12 protein-coding genes and 1 pseudogene are annotated in these 17,617 nt (G+C 40.8%); 5 read left to right on the top strand and 8 right to left on the bottom strand.

What is annotated here, in order from left to right:
- Positions 1–80: 80 nt before the first annotated feature.
- Both RQ359_RS05705 and RQ359_RS05700 read right to left on the bottom strand, forming a co-directional pair.
- The gene (locus tag RQ359_RS05705) at positions 81–941 is read right to left on the bottom strand and encodes an NAD(P)-dependent oxidoreductase (protein ID WP_054839096.1); all 861 of its coding nucleotides are present in this window, start codon (positions 939–941) and stop codon (positions 81–83) included.
- A gap of 236 nt (positions 942–1,177) precedes the next feature.
- Positions 1,178–1,660 carry a hypothetical protein gene (locus tag RQ359_RS05700; protein ID WP_054839097.1) on the bottom strand — a complete coding sequence of 161 codons (483 nt, stop codon included), beginning with the start codon at positions 1,658–1,660 and terminating at the stop codon, positions 1,178–1,180.
- A gap of 628 nt (positions 1,661–2,288) precedes the next feature.
- On the opposite strand from RQ359_RS05700, the gene RQ359_RS05695 reads away from it, so the two are divergent.
- The 3 genes and pseudogenes from RQ359_RS05695 to RQ359_RS05685 all read left to right on the top strand — a co-directional run bounded on the left by RQ359_RS05695 (position 2,289) and on the right by RQ359_RS05685 (position 6,072).
- The gene (locus RQ359_RS05695) at positions 2,289–3,095 is read left to right on the top strand and encodes a hypothetical protein (RefSeq protein ID WP_457921257.1); all 807 of its coding nucleotides are present in this window, start codon (positions 2,289–2,291) and stop codon (positions 3,093–3,095) included.
- Positions 2,995–4,023 carry an outer membrane protein assembly factor BamB family protein gene (locus RQ359_RS05690; RefSeq protein WP_457921256.1) on the top strand — a complete coding sequence of 343 codons (1,029 nt, stop codon included), beginning with the start codon at positions 2,995–2,997 and terminating at the stop codon, positions 4,021–4,023. The genes RQ359_RS05695 and RQ359_RS05690 overlap by 101 nt, the downstream gene beginning before the upstream one ends.
- Before the next feature lie 437 nt (positions 4,024–4,460).
- Positions 4,461–6,072 (top strand): annotated as a pseudogene (locus tag RQ359_RS05685) (thiamine pyrophosphate-requiring protein).
- 477 nt (positions 6,073–6,549) lie between these two features.
- Here the strand turns inward: RQ359_RS05685 and RQ359_RS05680 are convergent.
- The 3 genes from RQ359_RS05680 to RQ359_RS05670 all read right to left on the bottom strand — a co-directional run bounded on the left by RQ359_RS05680 (position 6,550) and on the right by RQ359_RS05670 (position 10,536).
- Positions 6,550–7,521, bottom strand: a complete 972-nt coding sequence (locus tag RQ359_RS05680) for a DUF973 family protein (protein ID WP_156017532.1) — start codon at positions 7,519–7,521, stop codon at positions 6,550–6,552.
- Between the two features lie 527 nt (positions 7,522–8,048).
- Positions 8,049–9,083, bottom strand: coding sequence for a thermopsin (locus RQ359_RS05675; RefSeq protein WP_054838864.1), 1,035 nt, complete (start codon positions 9,081–9,083; stop codon positions 8,049–8,051).
- A gap of 211 nt (positions 9,084–9,294) precedes the next feature.
- A complete protein-coding gene (locus tag RQ359_RS05670) occupies positions 9,295–10,536 on the bottom strand; it encodes an MFS transporter (RefSeq protein WP_170267530.1) in 1,242 nt (413 codons plus the stop codon).
- A 126-nt stretch (positions 10,537–10,662) separates the two neighbouring features.
- Here RQ359_RS05670 and RQ359_RS05665 point away from each other — a divergent pair, with 126 nt between their 5' ends.
- On the top strand, positions 10,663–12,606 hold the full coding sequence (locus tag RQ359_RS05665; protein ID WP_054838876.1) for a hydantoinase/oxoprolinase family protein: 1,944 nt from the start codon (positions 10,663–10,665) through the stop codon (positions 12,604–12,606).
- 1 nt (position 12,607) lies between these two features.
- Positions 12,608–14,134 (top strand): hydantoinase B/oxoprolinase family protein, encoded by a 1,527-nt coding sequence (locus RQ359_RS05660; RefSeq protein WP_338117003.1) that lies wholly within the window; start codon positions 12,608–12,610, stop codon positions 14,132–14,134.
- A 460-nt stretch (positions 14,135–14,594) separates the two neighbouring features.
- Here the strand turns inward: RQ359_RS05660 and RQ359_RS05655 are convergent, their stop codons facing one another.
- The 3 genes from RQ359_RS05655 to RQ359_RS05645 form a co-directional block, all read right to left on the bottom strand.
- Positions 14,595–15,566 carry a hypothetical protein gene (locus RQ359_RS05655; RefSeq protein WP_083476998.1) on the bottom strand — a complete coding sequence of 324 codons (972 nt, stop codon included), beginning with the start codon at positions 15,564–15,566 and terminating at the stop codon, positions 14,595–14,597.
- Between the two features lie 546 nt (positions 15,567–16,112).
- A complete protein-coding gene (locus RQ359_RS05650) occupies positions 16,113–16,376 on the bottom strand; it encodes a hydrogenase maturation protease (protein ID WP_054838865.1) in 264 nt (87 codons plus the stop codon).
- 248 nt (positions 16,377–16,624) lie between these two features.
- On the bottom strand, positions 16,625–17,458 hold the full coding sequence (locus tag RQ359_RS05645; RefSeq protein ID WP_054838866.1) for an MBL fold metallo-hydrolase: 834 nt from the start codon (positions 17,456–17,458) through the stop codon (positions 16,625–16,627).
- Positions 17,459–17,617: the final 159 nt, after the last annotated feature.

The raw sequence follows: 17,617 nt of genomic DNA, 5'->3' as shown, positions 1-17,617 counted from the left end.
TTTTGTCCTTTGGATTTTCCTTGTTTTGCTATTCTTTACATTTCTCTCCCTTTCTTTCCATTTCATATGTCTCTCTTCATTCATTTCTTTTCTACTTCCTTTCTCGTAGAATTTATCAAGTCCATAAGCTTCGAAACCTCAGACACATCCTTCCTTCCGAAGCCTAAGGATTTGGCCGTTATCATGAGTCCGTTAGCAAGCTCAGTTAAGGGAAGATATTTAACTCCATACCTCTTGCTGGATTCTATCGCCATCTCCACCACATGTTGAGCCAGATCCAATGAGAAGGACTCTTGATGCTCTCCGCGAACTTGCCACACCAGCCTGAAAAGTTGGGCGTTATTAGCACCTCCCATTGAGAGAGCCCTTGCAGCGAGCTCTGGATCCAACCCGATGCTCCTCATTATTGAGGATATCTCCCCGTTGAGGACCACCATGACCGTACCTATGATGTTTCCCAGTAACTTAACCATGGTAGCCTGCACATGACTTCCTAGATATACATGTTCACCTAGATCACTCAGGAGAGGAGAAAGTTTCTCATAAGTTTGCCTATCCCCTCCACAATAGAGGGCAAGAGTTCCCTCATTTGCCTCTTTTGGTCCCCTCTCTAGTCTACAAGTGAAATAGTCTAAACAGAAGCTTATTTGATCCAGTATCTGAAGGGTCTCATCAACGCTAAGGGTTGTTGTATCAACGATAGTGCCCTTAAACCCCTTAAGCTTCTCTAATGCTTGTTTTACCTCAGCTCCAGTGGGAAGAGACAGGATTATAACGTCGGCTTGTTCTGCCATTTGAGAAATTTCTACTGGAATGACGTGACACCTATTGTAGGAGTCTGGGTTAACATCATAGCCCAGAACTTGATATCCCTTTCTGGATAGATTGTTACACATGCCCGAACCCATCCTTCCTAAGCCAACTATTCCAATAGTTTTCATACAATAATTAGGCATCCGAACATTTTATGTGTTAATGATAAAGAGGAATAAGGTTGAAAATACGAAATAGAATGATGAGTTGAATAACGATAAATATATGTAGAAACTAGAGGATAAGAGAGTTAAAAAAACAATACTGCGAATCTTTTATAAAATATTGTAAAATATGGATCTCTATCTTCTTATGACCGATATTAAGAAAAAAGGGAAGTAATAAAGGATTTATAAGAAAATATCTAATTTCCTTGAGATATACTATAAGCTCTTTTTCTTACAACGCTCATCAATGTATGTAGTATCTCAAATGCGTCTGGATTAAAATTTTTTGAAAACTTATCCTTTTTAGCTAATATAGAGTACCAATATAGATTTTCTTGTATCAAACCTGCTACATAGTATAACAAAGATACGCTAATTTTTTTCTCAGAAAATTGAATTGATTGAAGCTGTGAATAAGAGTACGTAATATCACCTTTATTAAGGTCTTTGATTAGAGTATAATCTGGTAAGTCTTTACCATTCGCTATATAGTCGTCCATTTTATCCAAAATTTCTATTATTTTTGAATAATTTTCCTTCCATTCTGTATCATAATTTTGTAAAATTGAAAATATAGACGCTATTTGCAATTCCTTACCAAAATAAACCTCTACTTCAGAATCATAACCTTCTTTTTCGCCTGTTATTAAACAGTCAAACTTTGGAAAATCTTTTATCATAGTAAAACTTATAGAAGGATATATATAAAGTTGTGGGCAACGTGATATGGAAAGTATTCAATGAGGCTCTATAAAGGAAGGATCAAGTAGACGTCACAGAAATTGGAATAAAGAGTATAAAACCATATATTAATATAAATTTATTTATAATGAGTTTTTAAAAAATAATAAACTATTATTATTAGAAATATACTAAATAAAATATTTTATAAAAATATATAAAATATTAACGTAATCATATAACTAAAACATATATTCCCTCTTCCTGCATGTGTTCCTGATTATAGAATTTTTAATCTCAAAATAGTCCTTATCCCACTTAGATGTAGGTTAATTTTGGCCATCATAACACCGTTTCAAGAACTATCTTTTCTCTAGATAACAGTTCTTATTCCCCTAAATTAATATTTGTAAATTTCATTGATTTACTCGTTCTACCTTCTGCTGTCCCTATCATATATTCTGCTCATAACGAGCTTTCTTCGATCTTTCTACCCCGTTTCCTTTTCCTTTTAAATATTACGTTAATTTCATTTCCTTAGTTTATGATTAATTCTGTTAATTATAAGAAAATAAACTATACAAGTTAAATTTTAAATCTATTAAGAGATAGGTAACTCGGATACCTATGAAAAATGGCTCAACGGTATTGGCCATAGTCTTGCTTGTAGTAGGACTTGTAGTAGGTGCAGGAATAGGTTTTCTTCTCCACTCTCCCGCACCGGTGAGTACAATAACTAAAACGTCAATCTCTACGTCAATCTCTACCACGACGGTTACTAAGACAGTCCCGCAGAACGTAACCTCACCTTCGATTATAGGCACAATCTCCTCATCTAAAAACGAGGTAATGACTTCACCCACTGGAATGACCGAAAACGTTACGTTCATAACGTACAGGAACTCCACCTCCACTTGGTATCAATATACCTTCCACAACTACGGTAGCTGTCTATTGCCCGTTTGGAGCACAGTGACATATTATCCTTTTAACGCGCCTAACGCAACCTCGTCACATGATTGGGACGTATACGCATTTACGCAGAACCATGAAAGCTACTTAAACACATCCTTCCCAGCAGAGTCTTGGTCTTTCCAACAGATGAATGCTCTCCCCTTAAATGCACCGTTCCCGGCTTATCAAGTATTGGGAAATAAGTCCTCCGCAGTAACGCTAACGCAAATGGTAGGTGACGCAGTAGGTGTCTCCTACTACGGGGGAATAGTATATGTTCCCGCAGACTCCAACACATTATACGCCATCAACGCATACAATGGTCACTTGGTATGGATGGCTACCACTGCTAACTCGGTGATGAGTAATCCATTAGTGGTTGGTACTTCTAAGGGGGCCACTCGTCATATCCTCGGTTGGAGACGCTGGGTTCTCAGCTTCCCACGGGATTTTCGCAGTTTTAACAGGAAACTTGGCTAATGTAGTTAGGGGATACAGTTACGGTGCAGTTTACGCGTTCAACGGAACCACCGGATCCCTCATTTGGGTACACTTCGACAGAGGCAACGTGATGCCAACTCCAGCAGTGGTGGACGGTCTTGTGGTATATGGCGACGGTTCCGGACATATTGTCGCATTGAATTTAAGTTCTGGAAAGGTAGTTTGGAGAACTTATGTGGGGACATCAGCCTTCGACTCAATGAGTTCCACAAACTATTACATTTTCCCTAACGGAACTGCTATTGCAGTAATGGGATTCACCTTGGCCAAGGCACCGTTCGGAGAGATGGTCGCAGTAAACGTGAACAACGGACACTTAGTATGGAATTTCTCTCTGCCATCTGGATACACTCCATTTAACACGGGAATGGGAGATGTGTCTCCTGCAGTTGATCAAAGCAACGGAATCCTTGTCCAGAGCACTATAGTTAACTTCGTAAAAGAGAACAAGACTATAGGCTTAGGAGTGTTCGCGTTAAACGTGACTAACGGACATCTGCTCTGGATAGAGCAGATAGGAAGAGGATATGTACCTCCTGCGTTCAAAGGTGGTGTTCCAACCATAGTTGACGGAGTTGTTTACGTTGGATCTCCAGTAACAAACTCTCTCTTTGCCCTTAACGAAAGCAATGGAAAGATAGTTTGGGAAGCGCAAATACCTAATGTACAAGGACCACCGCAGGGAGCTGGAGGAGGAAGAGCTAACCCAGTAGTTGTGAACGGATATGTGATAGAACCAGCAGGAAGTTACGTAAATGTGTATAATGCAACTAACGGAATGCTAATCAAGAATTATTACGTTGGAGGAAGGTTCGGAATCGTTAACGCAGTAGTGGTAGGAAACACCGTATTCTTGGATAACAGTTATAGCTGGGCTTTCGCCATACCGCTGTCTAACATACTATGAAAGATTTCATCTTTAAAGGAAATATCATATGCAGGAGATACATGATGTCATTAGAAGAAAATGATGATGGCACAACATATATTAATATATAATATATCTTTTCAAGTTATTTTATATATATAATGTCATATAAATATAATAAGAACCAAAAAGCTTATGTATGGAAAAGGTACAGAAAGAATAATAGATGTATAGAGTTAATACATTCGTTACCTATATTTACATAACCCATACCTAATTTCATCCTCTTCTTCTTTTCTTTTTATGTCAATTTATTATTAATAATAAATAAGATTAAGGAAATTACGTCTTCTAATGTAACAGACTTTAAAATTACTTAATATAAAACAACTAGGTTGATTTCTTTAGCTTAGTTTATAAAGTTGTGCAATAAAATATAAATTAGAGGTGAGATTCTTGAGTAGTGGGCGGTGGAAATGTTAGGAGCTGGAGTAGTTCTCAGGGGACTCAAGGAAATGGGAGTTGACAGGATGTTCATAGTGTCGGGGACAGATTACCCAGCATTCATAGAGGAGAAGGTGAGAGACAAGGATGACGCTCCAGATTTCATAGTTGTCCCTCATGAGATCACTGCCACTTCTGTTGCTATGGGTTATTCCATGGCCGAAAAGCTTGGAGTCGTTGCGGTCCATACTACCCCCAGGAACCGCTAATGCGGTGGGAATAATTGCTAACGCATTTTACGCTAGACGACCACTACTTGTAATTGCAGGAAGGTCTCCCTACACCGAAGAAGGTCATCCTGCAAGCAGATCGCTCAGATCTCAGTGGGCACAGGAGATAGCGGACCAAGGAGGTCTTGTAAGACAGATGGTGAAGTGGGACTTTGAGGTGAGGAGAACTGAGCAAATACCCGGAGCTCTGGCTAGAGCTATCCACTTAGCCACCAGCGAACCCAGAGGACCGGTTTACCTGATCTTCCCCAGGGAAGTTACCTTGGAGGAAGGTAAATGGAGAAATGTTATTATGTCCACCTACGAGCCCGATCCGAGAGAGGATGACGTTAGGGAAGCTGCGAAGATGATAGAGGATAGCGACAGACCAGTGATAGTGACATGGAGGGCTGGAAGGAGGAAGGAATGGTTTGATTCCTTGAAGAATTTCGCAGACACCGTTGGAATTCCCGTGTTGAACTATGTGGGGGAGACCGTGAATTACACTGGCGACATGGGATTGGACCAATTTGACTTATCATCTGCTGATCTTATTATAGCAGTTGAGACTGAGGTACCTTGGACTCCCAAGAAGATGAAGGTTAAGGGAAGGGTGATAAAGGTAGACGTAGATCCTGGCTACTCCAGGATATCATTCTATGACTTCCCGTGTGACTTATGTGTGATGTCAAACTTGAAAGATTTCTTCGACAGAATAACTCCCTTGGTTTCAAAGAAGAATGAATGGAAGATGAGGACCCTAGAAATTAGAAGGGAACAGGAGAGAAGAAAGGAGGAGAAAGTTAAGACATTCATGAGTGAAAAGAAAGTTAAACCTGACCTTGTCTCCTGGTATGTGGGAAGGATGGGATTAACAGTTTTCAACGAGTATCCTTTCAACTTCCACTTTGGCAATTTCTCATGGGGTCAATACTTTGGAGATATTACCTTCGGTCATTTGGGATGGGCTATGGGGGCATCCTTCGGCTACTCTTTGGCTACAGGGAGAGGAACTGTTGCGACTGTTGGTGATGGGTCATTCATTTTCGGAGTTCCTGAGGCTTTCTACTATGCGGTGAAAACTTACGACGCTGATTGCAAGGTCGTAATATACGACAACGGAGGATGGTTAGCGTCGGAAGAAGCCTTAGATGACGTGTTTCAAAAGAGTGTGGCAAAGGAAAGAGGCGAGTTTCCAGGTGCAGAGATGAGGAGATATAACAGCGGGGAAGGAGTAAAGGCTTATGGTGGATACTATAGGCTTGTGGAGTCTCCTTGGGAACTGCAGGAAGCCTTCAATGAATTGAAAGGAAACAAGCTGGGAGTCCTGCAAGTGATTACGGAGAAGAGGGATCCTGAGGACGAGATATATTAGGGATATAAGTGATAGTGATAATGAATTAATGAATTATTGCTTACTAAGTTACGTAAAGCATGAAAAGTAAAAATATTGTTTCTCTTTTTTTCTTTCTTTGTTTTTTCATATTATTTTATTTTTACATTGCCTATCTTTTGGATCTTTTATTACTTTTCTTAGTTAGTGAGTATAAAACTATGGTCTAGGAGTTTACATGAATTATTCCGCCTTTAAGGATGAGGATATTTTCCCCTTAACCCACAACTAGATAAATGAATTCTATATTTAACATGATTAAAACTATGTGTATATATATATAATATTTATATAGATAATTTTCTTATAATACATTATACATAATATATTATGAAAAAGGTATTCCAATGTTATTTTTAACCATTAGACTTATCCAACTCGAGGAAAAATTTAGCATTTAGTGGAGGTAAGTACTTTTTTAACTTTTCTTTGTAAAAACTATTATTCAATTCTGCCTTTTCACTGAGTACCGTAAGCCCTAACTATGAATCTAGACGAGATGTTACCTGAGACGTAGTTAACAATCACGTTATACACGTAGTTCGGCGACACTTGAAGTGGACCAAAGTTGACCGTAACGTTGTTCACTCCGCTGGACAGAAGCGATGGAGATATGTTGCTGGAGGCTACGTTTAAACCCTCAATTACTACCGAAGTGAGCTGAATAGGGACGTTAGCGAAAACTTGAAAAGTGAGCATTCCGTCCGACCTCAGTGTTCCGTATGGACCGGTCTGGTAGGCTTGTGGCTGATACTGTGGCTGAGGGACATTCGTTTGTTGTGGAGGCTGATATACTATAGGCTGTTGGGATGCCAAGTTGTACAGAGCTATGGAATATGGAATGAAGAAAATATTGACGATAGGAACAAGAACTAGAATGGAAGATACGGCAAGTATAAGAGCTAGGAGAGCGTCCCTTCTATAGATGTTTATTAAGTTCCAATATCCATTCCTCAACACATCTTGTACGCTCCCTTCAACAGTTAGTGCAGGGATCAGCAAAACTATAACCACTAAGGTGATGAGCGTACCTAATGCTCCCAGTGTAACTGCGCCCAATAGGTAATCCACAAGATATGCACCCACTATTGAAAACACTACTCCCGATGATCTAGATAGATTGACCCCATTCATTGATAAAGAAGGGGATATTCCTCTCATGGAGGAGGTTATCATACCTTGAGTCATTAATAAGGCTCCTGCTAAAACAACACCTACCAATAGACCTATGATTGCCGATACCGCTAAACCAAGGGAGACAGAGACCAAAAAAGCAGGAAGAACAAATAAGGTCAGAATTATGGAGATTACCAAGTAAGCTACTGAAGGAACAAAAACAACGGGATTAGCTAATATTAAATCTAAAGCCCTAAGGTATAGTGGTCTATCACCTTTTGGATTATCGTAGTAGTTGAAATTTGGTTGTGTCATAAGTAAATGAACAATTAATATGAATTTAAAACTATTGAAGATCAACTAATTTTCTATAAAATAATTTGTTTTATTTATTATTAATAGTATATATCTTCTTTGTTCTCCAAGTACTTAAGTTTGATCAAGGTTCTATTATTTATCTCCCTTGTTTTGAGAAAGAATTTATTTGTTAAGTATTTTACCAAAAACTCAATGTCCTTATTAACACATCGAAATCGCTAATCATGCCTTTCCTCTCGCAACTTTCTTGGCAAAATTAAGACTGAGAGATAAGAGAGATATTTGTCATTTCATGGCGCTATCACGAATTCCTTATCATAAAATTAAAGAACGATTAACCTTGTCATTTATTTTCTCATAACATTTATTTTAGGCTTTCTATTAAATGTAAGCTTATATAATATATATATAATTACTATTATTAAAATATTAATAAAATATTCATAAGAGATGTAAATGAGAACTTGATTCTAACTAAACAATGAATAAAAAAAAGTGTTTTCCGTTAAACCTAGTCAAGGACCTTAATTCCATATACAACCAAGGGAACCTTGTCCAGCTGTGAGTTCAGCGTACAGATAGCCATTCTGATATCCTTGGTCTATTACGTTGTTAGATGTTTCTCCTGTATCTGAACCAAAGTTATACGCATTACCTATCTCATGAGTTCCAGTGGAATTTACGTAGTACAACTGGAACGCCACTTGAGCTGACTCTACATATGCGCAGGATCCTCCCCCTGGTCCCACTAGATCTAATTCGAGGTCGTAGAAATTACCAGATCCAGTATAGTTATATCCATTAATTGTGAAGTATGGGACTGCAGATTGGGCACTCACTTGTACTGTATCGTACTTTATCCATCCTTGTCCCTCATTATACCAGAAACATATCTCTGGTCCCTGACTATTGGATGACAATGTAATCATCATTTCTAAGTTTAGAGGATAGGAGAATTGAGTTGGGCTTCCTAAAGTGTTTGTGTCACAATAATAATAGAAGGAGATTCCTCCCGATGATGAAACTTGTCCGTTTCCTGTTACAGATACTCCCGCATTAGGTGAAGACATGTTCCATACATTGTCTATGAACTCTAGATTATTGGAATTTATTAACGCAACGTCCTGAGCCCAGAGCGCATTGATCTGCCCTTGATAGTTATAAGTTAAGACTGCGTTAAGTTGTATCGTGAAACAGTCGTTACCAGAACCGGAAGCATAGACTTGTATGTTACTAGCGTTTATAACTCCTATTACTTCAGACGCATATCTAGAGTATGGACCGTTCGGTCCTATTCCATAATCTGCTAAACCCATTGGAGCTGGCTCAGAGGAATAAGAAGAATATACGTTCACTGCTTGGTCCTTTTTCCTTGCATGTCCATGATGAGGAGGAAATATATGAGGATGATGAAGTTGAAAGTGTATATTATTAGCTTCCTGAAGTTGATCTTGTTGCTGTCCCTGAACTAAAGAGGCACTGGACTGTAAGGAAAGGAGGAAAAACGTCATGAGGACCATTGATCCAATCAGTCTGAAGCTTGAAAGGACTACCGTCATGGTTAGCCTCGATGTGTTTCATTTCTTAAAAAGATTTCCATAAGTTCTATATATCCTTTACAAGTTTACGTTAGAATTGTTAGGAGAAACATTAAATGTTTTTAGGAAAAAAATGTCGTTAGATTACCTTTCAAGTATTTACGAGAGCTCAAGAATTCTCGTGTGAAAATGTGTTTATCCCTCTATTTTCCCCATATTGATGAAATTGACGCTAAACTTCCATTTCTATTCCCTTACTCTCCTTTGACTTCAATAGGAACGCTATTGTAGCAATTATCAATATTGCAGTGTATACAGGATAAAGCAGGTAGTTTATGGTTCCGAGATCTGCTGACACGTAACTTGCTGGGCCACCTAAGAAGGAGTTCCCGAACTGATATGCCGACGATGATCCGGTGTATCTGACGTTTGTGGGAAATATCTCGGATATCATTGCAGCTAAGGGAGAGTAGCCCATACCGTGAAATATGCCGAACATTACCAAAGCCACGAAAAAGATGTCCTGAGACCTGAAAATGAAGACAGGATAAACACTGACCAAGGCCAACAAGTTTGAGAGAAGTAAGAGGGGTCTTCTGCCTACTTTGTCAGAGATCAGACCGCCTGCGAAGACCATGGCTATGTCGGCTAAGGCGAAAAGTATTATACCCTCAAATGAAGTTGTTGAGGAGATAACCTTGGACAGAGTATAGAAAACTGGCAAGAGGACTGCACCTACATAGAAGATGGTACCTAACGCGCCTGCAACTACGGTGCCAAGAAGGAGTTCCCTCCAATATTTCCTAAACATTTCCCCTGAAGGGAAGGACAAGATCATTCCCCTGGCTTTTATCTGGTTGAAGAGAGAAGTCTCGTCTACCTTCAGCCTTATGGTTACTCCTATGACGACCATGATAAATGAAAGCAGAAATGGTATTCTCCATCCGAAGCTGAACATTTGGCCCTTGGTGAGTACTGATGACAAAGCAAGGAAAACCAAGCTACCTAGTAACAAACCTATACCCACTGTAGATTGAACGAAAGCACTAAAGAAAGCCCTCCTCTTGCTGGTGTTCTCCACAGCCAACAGAATTGCTCCTCCCCATTCGCCTCCTAGTCCTAAGCCCAAGGCTAGCCTGAGGATCACCAGTAGAACCACAGTCACCAGACCAGCTTGTTGATAAGTGGGTAAAGTCCCTACAAGTCCCGATGATATGCCTGATATTAACAAGGTGTAAATGAGTGAGTATTTTCTGCCTATTCTGTCACCATAATGACCGAACAGAATAGCACCAATAGGCCTAGTTACGAAACCTAAAGCAAATACCAACAACACGTCAAGGATAGAGGTAATTGGATTAGTGGAGGAGAAGAGTTCCTTGCCTATGTAAAGAGCTCCGGAACTAAAAATGAAAACATCATACCATTCCACTAATGTACCTATCATTGAAGCAGATATGGTTAACTTTCTCATGGAACTTCAATTGATGAAAGCTATTAAAAAACGTTACTATAGATTCAATTTACTGTTCAACAGATAGGGGTTTCTTCAGTGAAGGCAAACATAAAATCTTTTTATTCCATGAAAATATATTACCGCATGATAATCTCCGTTGATGTTGGTGGAACCTTCACTGATGTCGTGGGCGTGGAGTCGGGAAAGTTGATAGTATACAAAGGTCCTACCACACCTAGGGCGCCAGAGATAGGAGTCATGGAGGGAGTCAAGAAGGTGGGAGTACCGCAGACCGTGGTTCACGCTACTACTATTGCAACCAACGCTTTGTTGGGTCAAGTTAACTTGGAGTTGCCAAAGATTGCGTTAATTACAACCAAGGGTTTCAGAGACGTTATAGAGATAGGAAGACAGAACAGACCAGAGCTTTACAATCCTTTCTTCCAAAAGCCAACTCCATTGGTTCCGAGGAATCTGAGGTATGAGGTATCTGAGAGGGTTGGACCAGAAGGTGAGGTGATTGAGGAATTGAAGGAAAAGGAAGTGAACGAGGCTTTGGACCGTGCAAAAACTGAGGGAGTTACATCAATCGCAATCTCGTTCCTTCACTCATATCTTAACCCGTCTAACGAGAGGAGGGCAAAGGAGTTGGCTGAGCGGCAATTTAAGTACGTCTCAGTGTCGCATGAGGTGTCCCCAGCTCCCAGGGAGTATGAGAGGACTTCTACCACGGTTGTGAACGCAGCGTTGATGCCTGTAGTTAAGAGTTACTTGGATTCCCTCTTCAACGCCCTGAAGTCTCAGGGAACCTCCTCCTTGTTCGTCATGTCTAGCTCGGGAGGACTCATTGATGTAGAGGAAGCTGGCAGAAGACCGGTCCAGATCATAGAGTCTGGACCTGCAGCTGGAGTGGTTGGAGTTTCAGCTCTTTCGCGACTCATGGGAGAGTCAAACGCAATAAGCTTCGATATGGGAGGAACTACAGCTAAGGCTGGCACTGTAGTGAATTATCAAGTGGAGACAACTCAGGAGTATGAGGTTGGAGGAAGAACACACTATGGAAGACTCGTTAAGGGATCTGGGTATCCCGTCAGATTTCCCTTTGTGGATCTGGCTGAGGTCTCTGCAGGAGGAGGAACTATAATATGGGTTGATGAATCTGGAGGACTTAGAGTTGGGCCACTTAGCGCGGGAGCTGATCCTGGGCCCATGTGTTACGATAAGGGAGGAGACAAACCCACACTAACGGATGCTAGCCTATTCCTTGGTAGAATAGGGGACACCCTCTCTGAGGGTATGAAGCTGAGGAAGGATTTGGCTGAGAGAGGACTAAGAGCTCTGGGGGATCCTGTGGAGGTTTCCTCCAAGGCAATTGCTCTTGCTACCTTGGAAATGGCTAGAGCAATAAGGTTGGTTACGGTGGAGAGGGGATACGATCCGTCATCCTTCACAATGTTTGCTTTCGGCGGCGCTGGTCCACAGTTCGCGGTGGAACTTGCAGAGGAGATGGGAGTTAAGAAGGTTGTAGTGACCCCGCATCCTGGACTATTTAGTGCGTTGGGAATGCTGATGGCAGACATGAAGTTCGAAGCGTCTATAGCTTACCCAAGGGACATAAAGGCTGGATTCCTGGAGATAGAGGATGAAATGCGTAAGGCATTTCCAAACGCGACGTTTCAACGCTTTGCTGACGTGAGGTATGAGGGTCAAGGCTGGGAGTTGACAATTCCAGTGAACGACCCTGAAAAGGTGGAGGAGGAATTTAAGCAGAAACACTTCTCGACTTACGGCTTCCTTCTGGACAGGAGAATAGAAGTGGTGACAATAAGATCCTTCGCTGTCATGCAAGGAGTGTCATTATCCCTACCTTCGCCTAGGAGGGAAGGAAATCCCTCAGTAAGGTGGAGGGATGTCTTCCTTGACGGTCAGTGGGTTAAGACCAAGATATTAAGAAGGGAGGAAATTCCCTTAGGTTACGTGGTTGAAGGACCTGCCATAGTGGAGGAGTACTCCTCTACTACCTTAATAAAGGAGGGATGGAGCGCAGAGGTTCATGAAACCGGATCCCTTGTAATTAAGGTGAACTAAAGTGAACTGGGAGATAATTAACAAGGCGACAATATTCATAGCTGAAGAAATGGGAGTATCCCTTAAGAAGAGCGCGTTGTCTCCCAACATAAGGGAGAGAATGGATCATAGCTGTGCAATAGTGGACGTTAACGGTAGGATCGTAGCACAGGCTGAACACATACCTGTTCATTTAGGATCATTCAGGGTAGGGATAAAGAACGTTCTCTCCCTCCTGGAGGACGTTAAAGAGGGCGACGCCTTTTTGTTTAATGACCCCTACATTTCTGGAACTCACCTCAATGACGTGGGTGTACTTACGCCGATCTTCATAAGGGATAAGTTATTAGGTTACGCAGTCAATAAGGCACATCATGTGGACGTAGGAGGACCCGTTCCGGGGAGCATTAATCCATCAGCCACAACCCTCTTCGAGGAAGGTCTGGTTATCCCAGTTGTGAAGTTGATGAGAAAAGGTGAAATGGTGAAGGACGTAGTAAACATGATAAAGGAAAACTTCAAGGTGCCTGAGTTCTCCTTGGGAGACCTCAATGCTCAGATCGCATCAAATAGAATAGGAGTTCAGAGAGTTGCCCAACTGGTGGACAAGTTCGGCATGGAGGAGACCCTTCAGGGCTGGGATGAGACTATCTCCCGCACCGAATCACTCGTTAGAAGCAAGATGAAGGATTGGCCAAGGGGAAATTATGAGGCCGAGGACTTCTTGGAGTGGGGAGACGAGATGTTGAGGATAAAGGTTAGGTTGGAGATTGGAGATAAAGTTAAGGCAGACTTCACCGGCACGCATCCCCAGATAGAGGGTCCGTTAAACGCAGTCTTGGGTGTCACTTATTCTTCTACATCCTTCGCTATCAGATCAATGCTAGAGGACGTTCCAACCAACGAGGGTTTCTACTCCAACGTCGAAGTTGTCACAGAGGAGGGAACGTTGTTGAATCCGAGAAAGCCAGCTGCAGTAGGAGGAGGAAACGTGGAGACGTCACAAAGAGTTGCAGACGTGGTATTCTTGGCTTTGTCCAAGGCGTTGCCAGATCGCGTTCCCGCAGCTTCTCATGGGACTATGATGAATGTGATGATGGGAGGAGTTATAAACGGAAAATATTGGTCGTATTATGAGACCGTGGGAGGGGGAGCCGGAGCTAGGCCTAACGGTGACGGACCCAGTGCAGTTCACGTTAACATGAGCAACACCTTGAACACACCAATAGAGATAGCCGAGAGGCAATTCCCCATCACATTCACAACGTACAAGATAAGGGAGGGAAGTGGAGGAGAAGGAAAGTTCAGAGGAGGTGACGGAATCGTAAGGGGATTCAAGGTAAAGTATCCAACTAAGGTTTCTATCCTGGCGGATAGGTGCATCATGGGGCCTTGGGGTCTCATGGGAGGAGAGAGGGGTAAGCCTTGTAGGGTAACGGTTAACGGAAAAGAGATGCCTGGAAAGATAACGCTGAGCCTTAAAGCTGGGGATGAGTTAGTGGTTGAGACCCCGGGTGGAGGAGGATACGGCAAGAAGACTCAAGAGTAAGACTGAAGGGAAAAAAGTAATTATTACCTCTTGAATAATTTCTTTTCCTTCTCTCAGTATATATTCAAGTTTTTTTGCATAACAAATAATTCAGGGAATTACATTATGTTTAAGTGATGTTACGTTCAACCTTCACAGACGGAAATTCAAGATATTCTGGAGTCTATGATACCGTTATCTCCTTTTTAGATGAAGAATGTAAAAGCTGGAATAATTTGTGAATAAAGGAAGTATGTTTATACGTTTTCCCTGTTCTCCCTTTATGTCATCCCAGGAAAAAAAACGTCCAGCAGCTTCAAGGAAATGTCACGACATTAAACAAAGGGAAAGGAAAACAAGAGAAGTAAGAAAGTTTTTTAAAAAATATATCTCTTACGTTGAAATACTTTTAATCTCATTCTTATAGAAAACAATATTCATAAAAATATAAAAACAATTTACATATACTAAACGTAACAACTTAATTCTCTTTTACAAATCCCATCTCCTTTGCCTTCTTAACTCCCTGCTTATACCCATAAATCCCGAAGACAATTACCGTAATTATTACCAGGAAGAACCCTATTCCCAGCGAGTGAAGGTTATGAACCTTTATTGGAGTCACGAAGTTGTAATTTAACAGAGGTGGATATAGAAGGATAGCTATTCCTGCAACTATGAAAGCTATTCCTCCGTACTCTAACACTGTTCTGGTGATCGTCTTTCCAACTACTACAATTCCCTCCAAAGTAAGGTTCTTCATCCTGGTTAACCAAGTTGCAAATACAGTTCCGAACATTACTTGAGCAGTCAAAGTGCCTAAACCGAACAGCGCTCCAGGGAGCCAACCCAATAATGGACTTGGCATGGAGGGAGCAAGTACGGTGTAAATGATAAGGGCAAACGCTCCGAAACCGAAGCCAGCTATGAATCCATGTAAGAATGCTAACTTGATTGGAACGGGTTTAGTTAGGTCCTTCTCATTCACGTAGGCTGGATTGATCTTGTGCTGTAATTCCTCCTCTTGTACTTGGCTTCCTTTACCGTGTATTCCACTCAATTCTCCAAGCTTCCTTTCCAAGTAGTGCCAATGTAAGTATCCCCCTTTCTTGGCAATATATATTCCAGCTCCAAACATGGCTATTCCTACAATAACGTATGTTACTCCGAAGGCAAAGGTGGTCATGAAAACTCCAGCGAGGGCTAGATAGGCAAGCTCTGACAGAATAGCTCTCTGTAAGGTAAACCCTGATGAGAAGGTTAAGCCGGTCTTTGCTCCTCCTTTACTACTAAACGAACCTACGGAATAAGAAAAGGTTATAGGCCATGTATGTTCGTCTGGAGTAACCCCGTGAAGTATTCCAAGCAGGTAAGCTATCACTAGAGCACTTACAAAGTCAACCTCCTGAGGATTCCAAAGATTTATCGTCACCATTTCAAACTCACTATTCATATTAGGGTAACCCTAATTAAAAACTTTACTGTCGTAGTGAAGTCGTTTTTTACTCCTCAAATAGATTAAAAATGTGATATATATAGTTCCTGCTGCCCGTAGTAGAGCAAGTAAAGAAATCGTTTAGAAAGAGACTGAGTTTTGAAGTGATAGTGCATAAATAATGCATGATTAACTTTCAACTCGTCCTAAAGGACTAGAGTTTCCCCCATCGGTTATGGTTTTGCATGATTCATTAAGGAACGATCTTTATAACCTTATATAACTTTGATATAACTTTTTATTTTATTCATATAGATAAAAATAATATGTAATAAGGATTATATTTTGAATTAAGAGGAGAATTTTGAATTGAAACAATATATTAAAACATGGTTCATCTATAAATTAAGTCTTAAACCTTTGTGAACACAAAAATAGGTTAATGATAACGAACTCATAACCTAGAATGAATAAGAGGAAAAGGAACTCTTGGTTCGTTTTTAATAAATTCTACAAGTTATATAATCAGCAAAAATGCTAGTTGTTTTCGATTGTGAAATATCCTTAGATCGAGAGAACAGTTTCCACTACTTTATCTTCGTTAAAGTCATCTACCTCGAATACCTTTACCTTCTCGTCTATAGCCGCAACGTCCAAGATTATGACGACATCGTAACTTTGGAGCTCGTCCGTTAATGAGATACCTCCTGTTCCGTAGTCCCTAACGTCTGCACCCTTTACTTTTCCCTCCAATACACCTGCCATAATGCTTCCACATCCATCGTCCTTCATGAATACGTTGCCTACACCTACAACCAGAATCTTCATTGGAGATAGGTTGATCCCTAAAGGATAATTTTTTTCTGGACGATGATCCACATGAGACGTAGATTGACTTATGAAGATAGAGATACTATATCAATAATTGTCAATGTGAAAAGAGTTACTGAGCATTATCATTTGAATGTTAAATTCCTCTTTCATCTCTTCTTACCTTAACGCCAGTGAGAAAGAAAAAAAAGTTAAGGTCTCATGTTCTCTTTATCCTTTTCAAGATGTCAACCTCCTTTCAACTTTTACAGTCCCTTTCCAACCCCTGCGTCGATCCATCTCTTGCTATCGCTTCCCACTATGGACTTTATCACGTTACCACTACAGTGTGCAGGACCTATCTTAGTTACGTTATTCATCAGTTCAGTAGTGACCTTCTCCACGTGATCCCTCGATGAAGAGAGAAGATGAAATCCGCCTATTGCAGCGTAAATCTTATCATTCATAACCTCCTTTGCATGATTCATTATGTTAAGGATACCAGAATGTCCGCAACCTGTCAGGATCACGGTTCCCTCACTTGTTTTCACGTATAAAGCAGCGTCATCGCTCATATGATCCTCTACGACACCATCGTTGGAAACCTTGAACAGTCCTGACACGTACTCGTCGTAACCATACCTCTTTACCTCTCCGCTGAAATACACTCCCTTGGACAGCTCCACCGGCTTCTTGGTTAGTATAAGGTGAAATTTCCTCTCCATCTCGTCAACAGTGAGAGGTAGACCTATATATTGTAATTTCCCGCTCCAATTTAGGAATTTTTTCTCAAAAATAGAAGGATGAGCTACTAAAACTTTACCCTCCAATTTGCGAAGAAGTTTTGAATTCCCTAATCCGCCCGTATGATCCAAATGTCCATGACTGAGAACAACGTAGTCCACTTGTTCCAGTCTGATTCCTAACTTCTCTGCGTTATGTAGCACGGGTATTCCAGAGTTTCCCACATCATATAATATCTTGACATCTTCAGTTTCCAGATAAGCAGAGAAACCCCACTCTCCCAGAAGGGGAGGAATGATCGTAGAAGAAAAATTATCGCTTAACACGGTCAACATTCTTATCTTAGTGGAGTCCATGCCTTAGTATTTAGAGGACATAGATAATAAACACAGAGAAACAAAACGTTTATAACAGATAACCGTGGATAATAAAAAGTTTAAATTTTCATATTTTAAGGAGTTTTTCGCATTTTCTTCGTTCATTGCCCCGTTAGGAAAGACGTTTGGCTTTGCAAT

The organism is Sulfuracidifex metallicus DSM 6482 = JCM 9184, from assembly GCA_032834875.1.
GTDB lineage: Archaea > Thermoproteota > Thermoprotei_A > Sulfolobales > Sulfolobaceae > Sulfuracidifex > Sulfuracidifex metallicus.
Note: the sequence above shows the minus strand (reverse complement) of the source record. Positions and strands in the feature narration are given on the sequence as shown.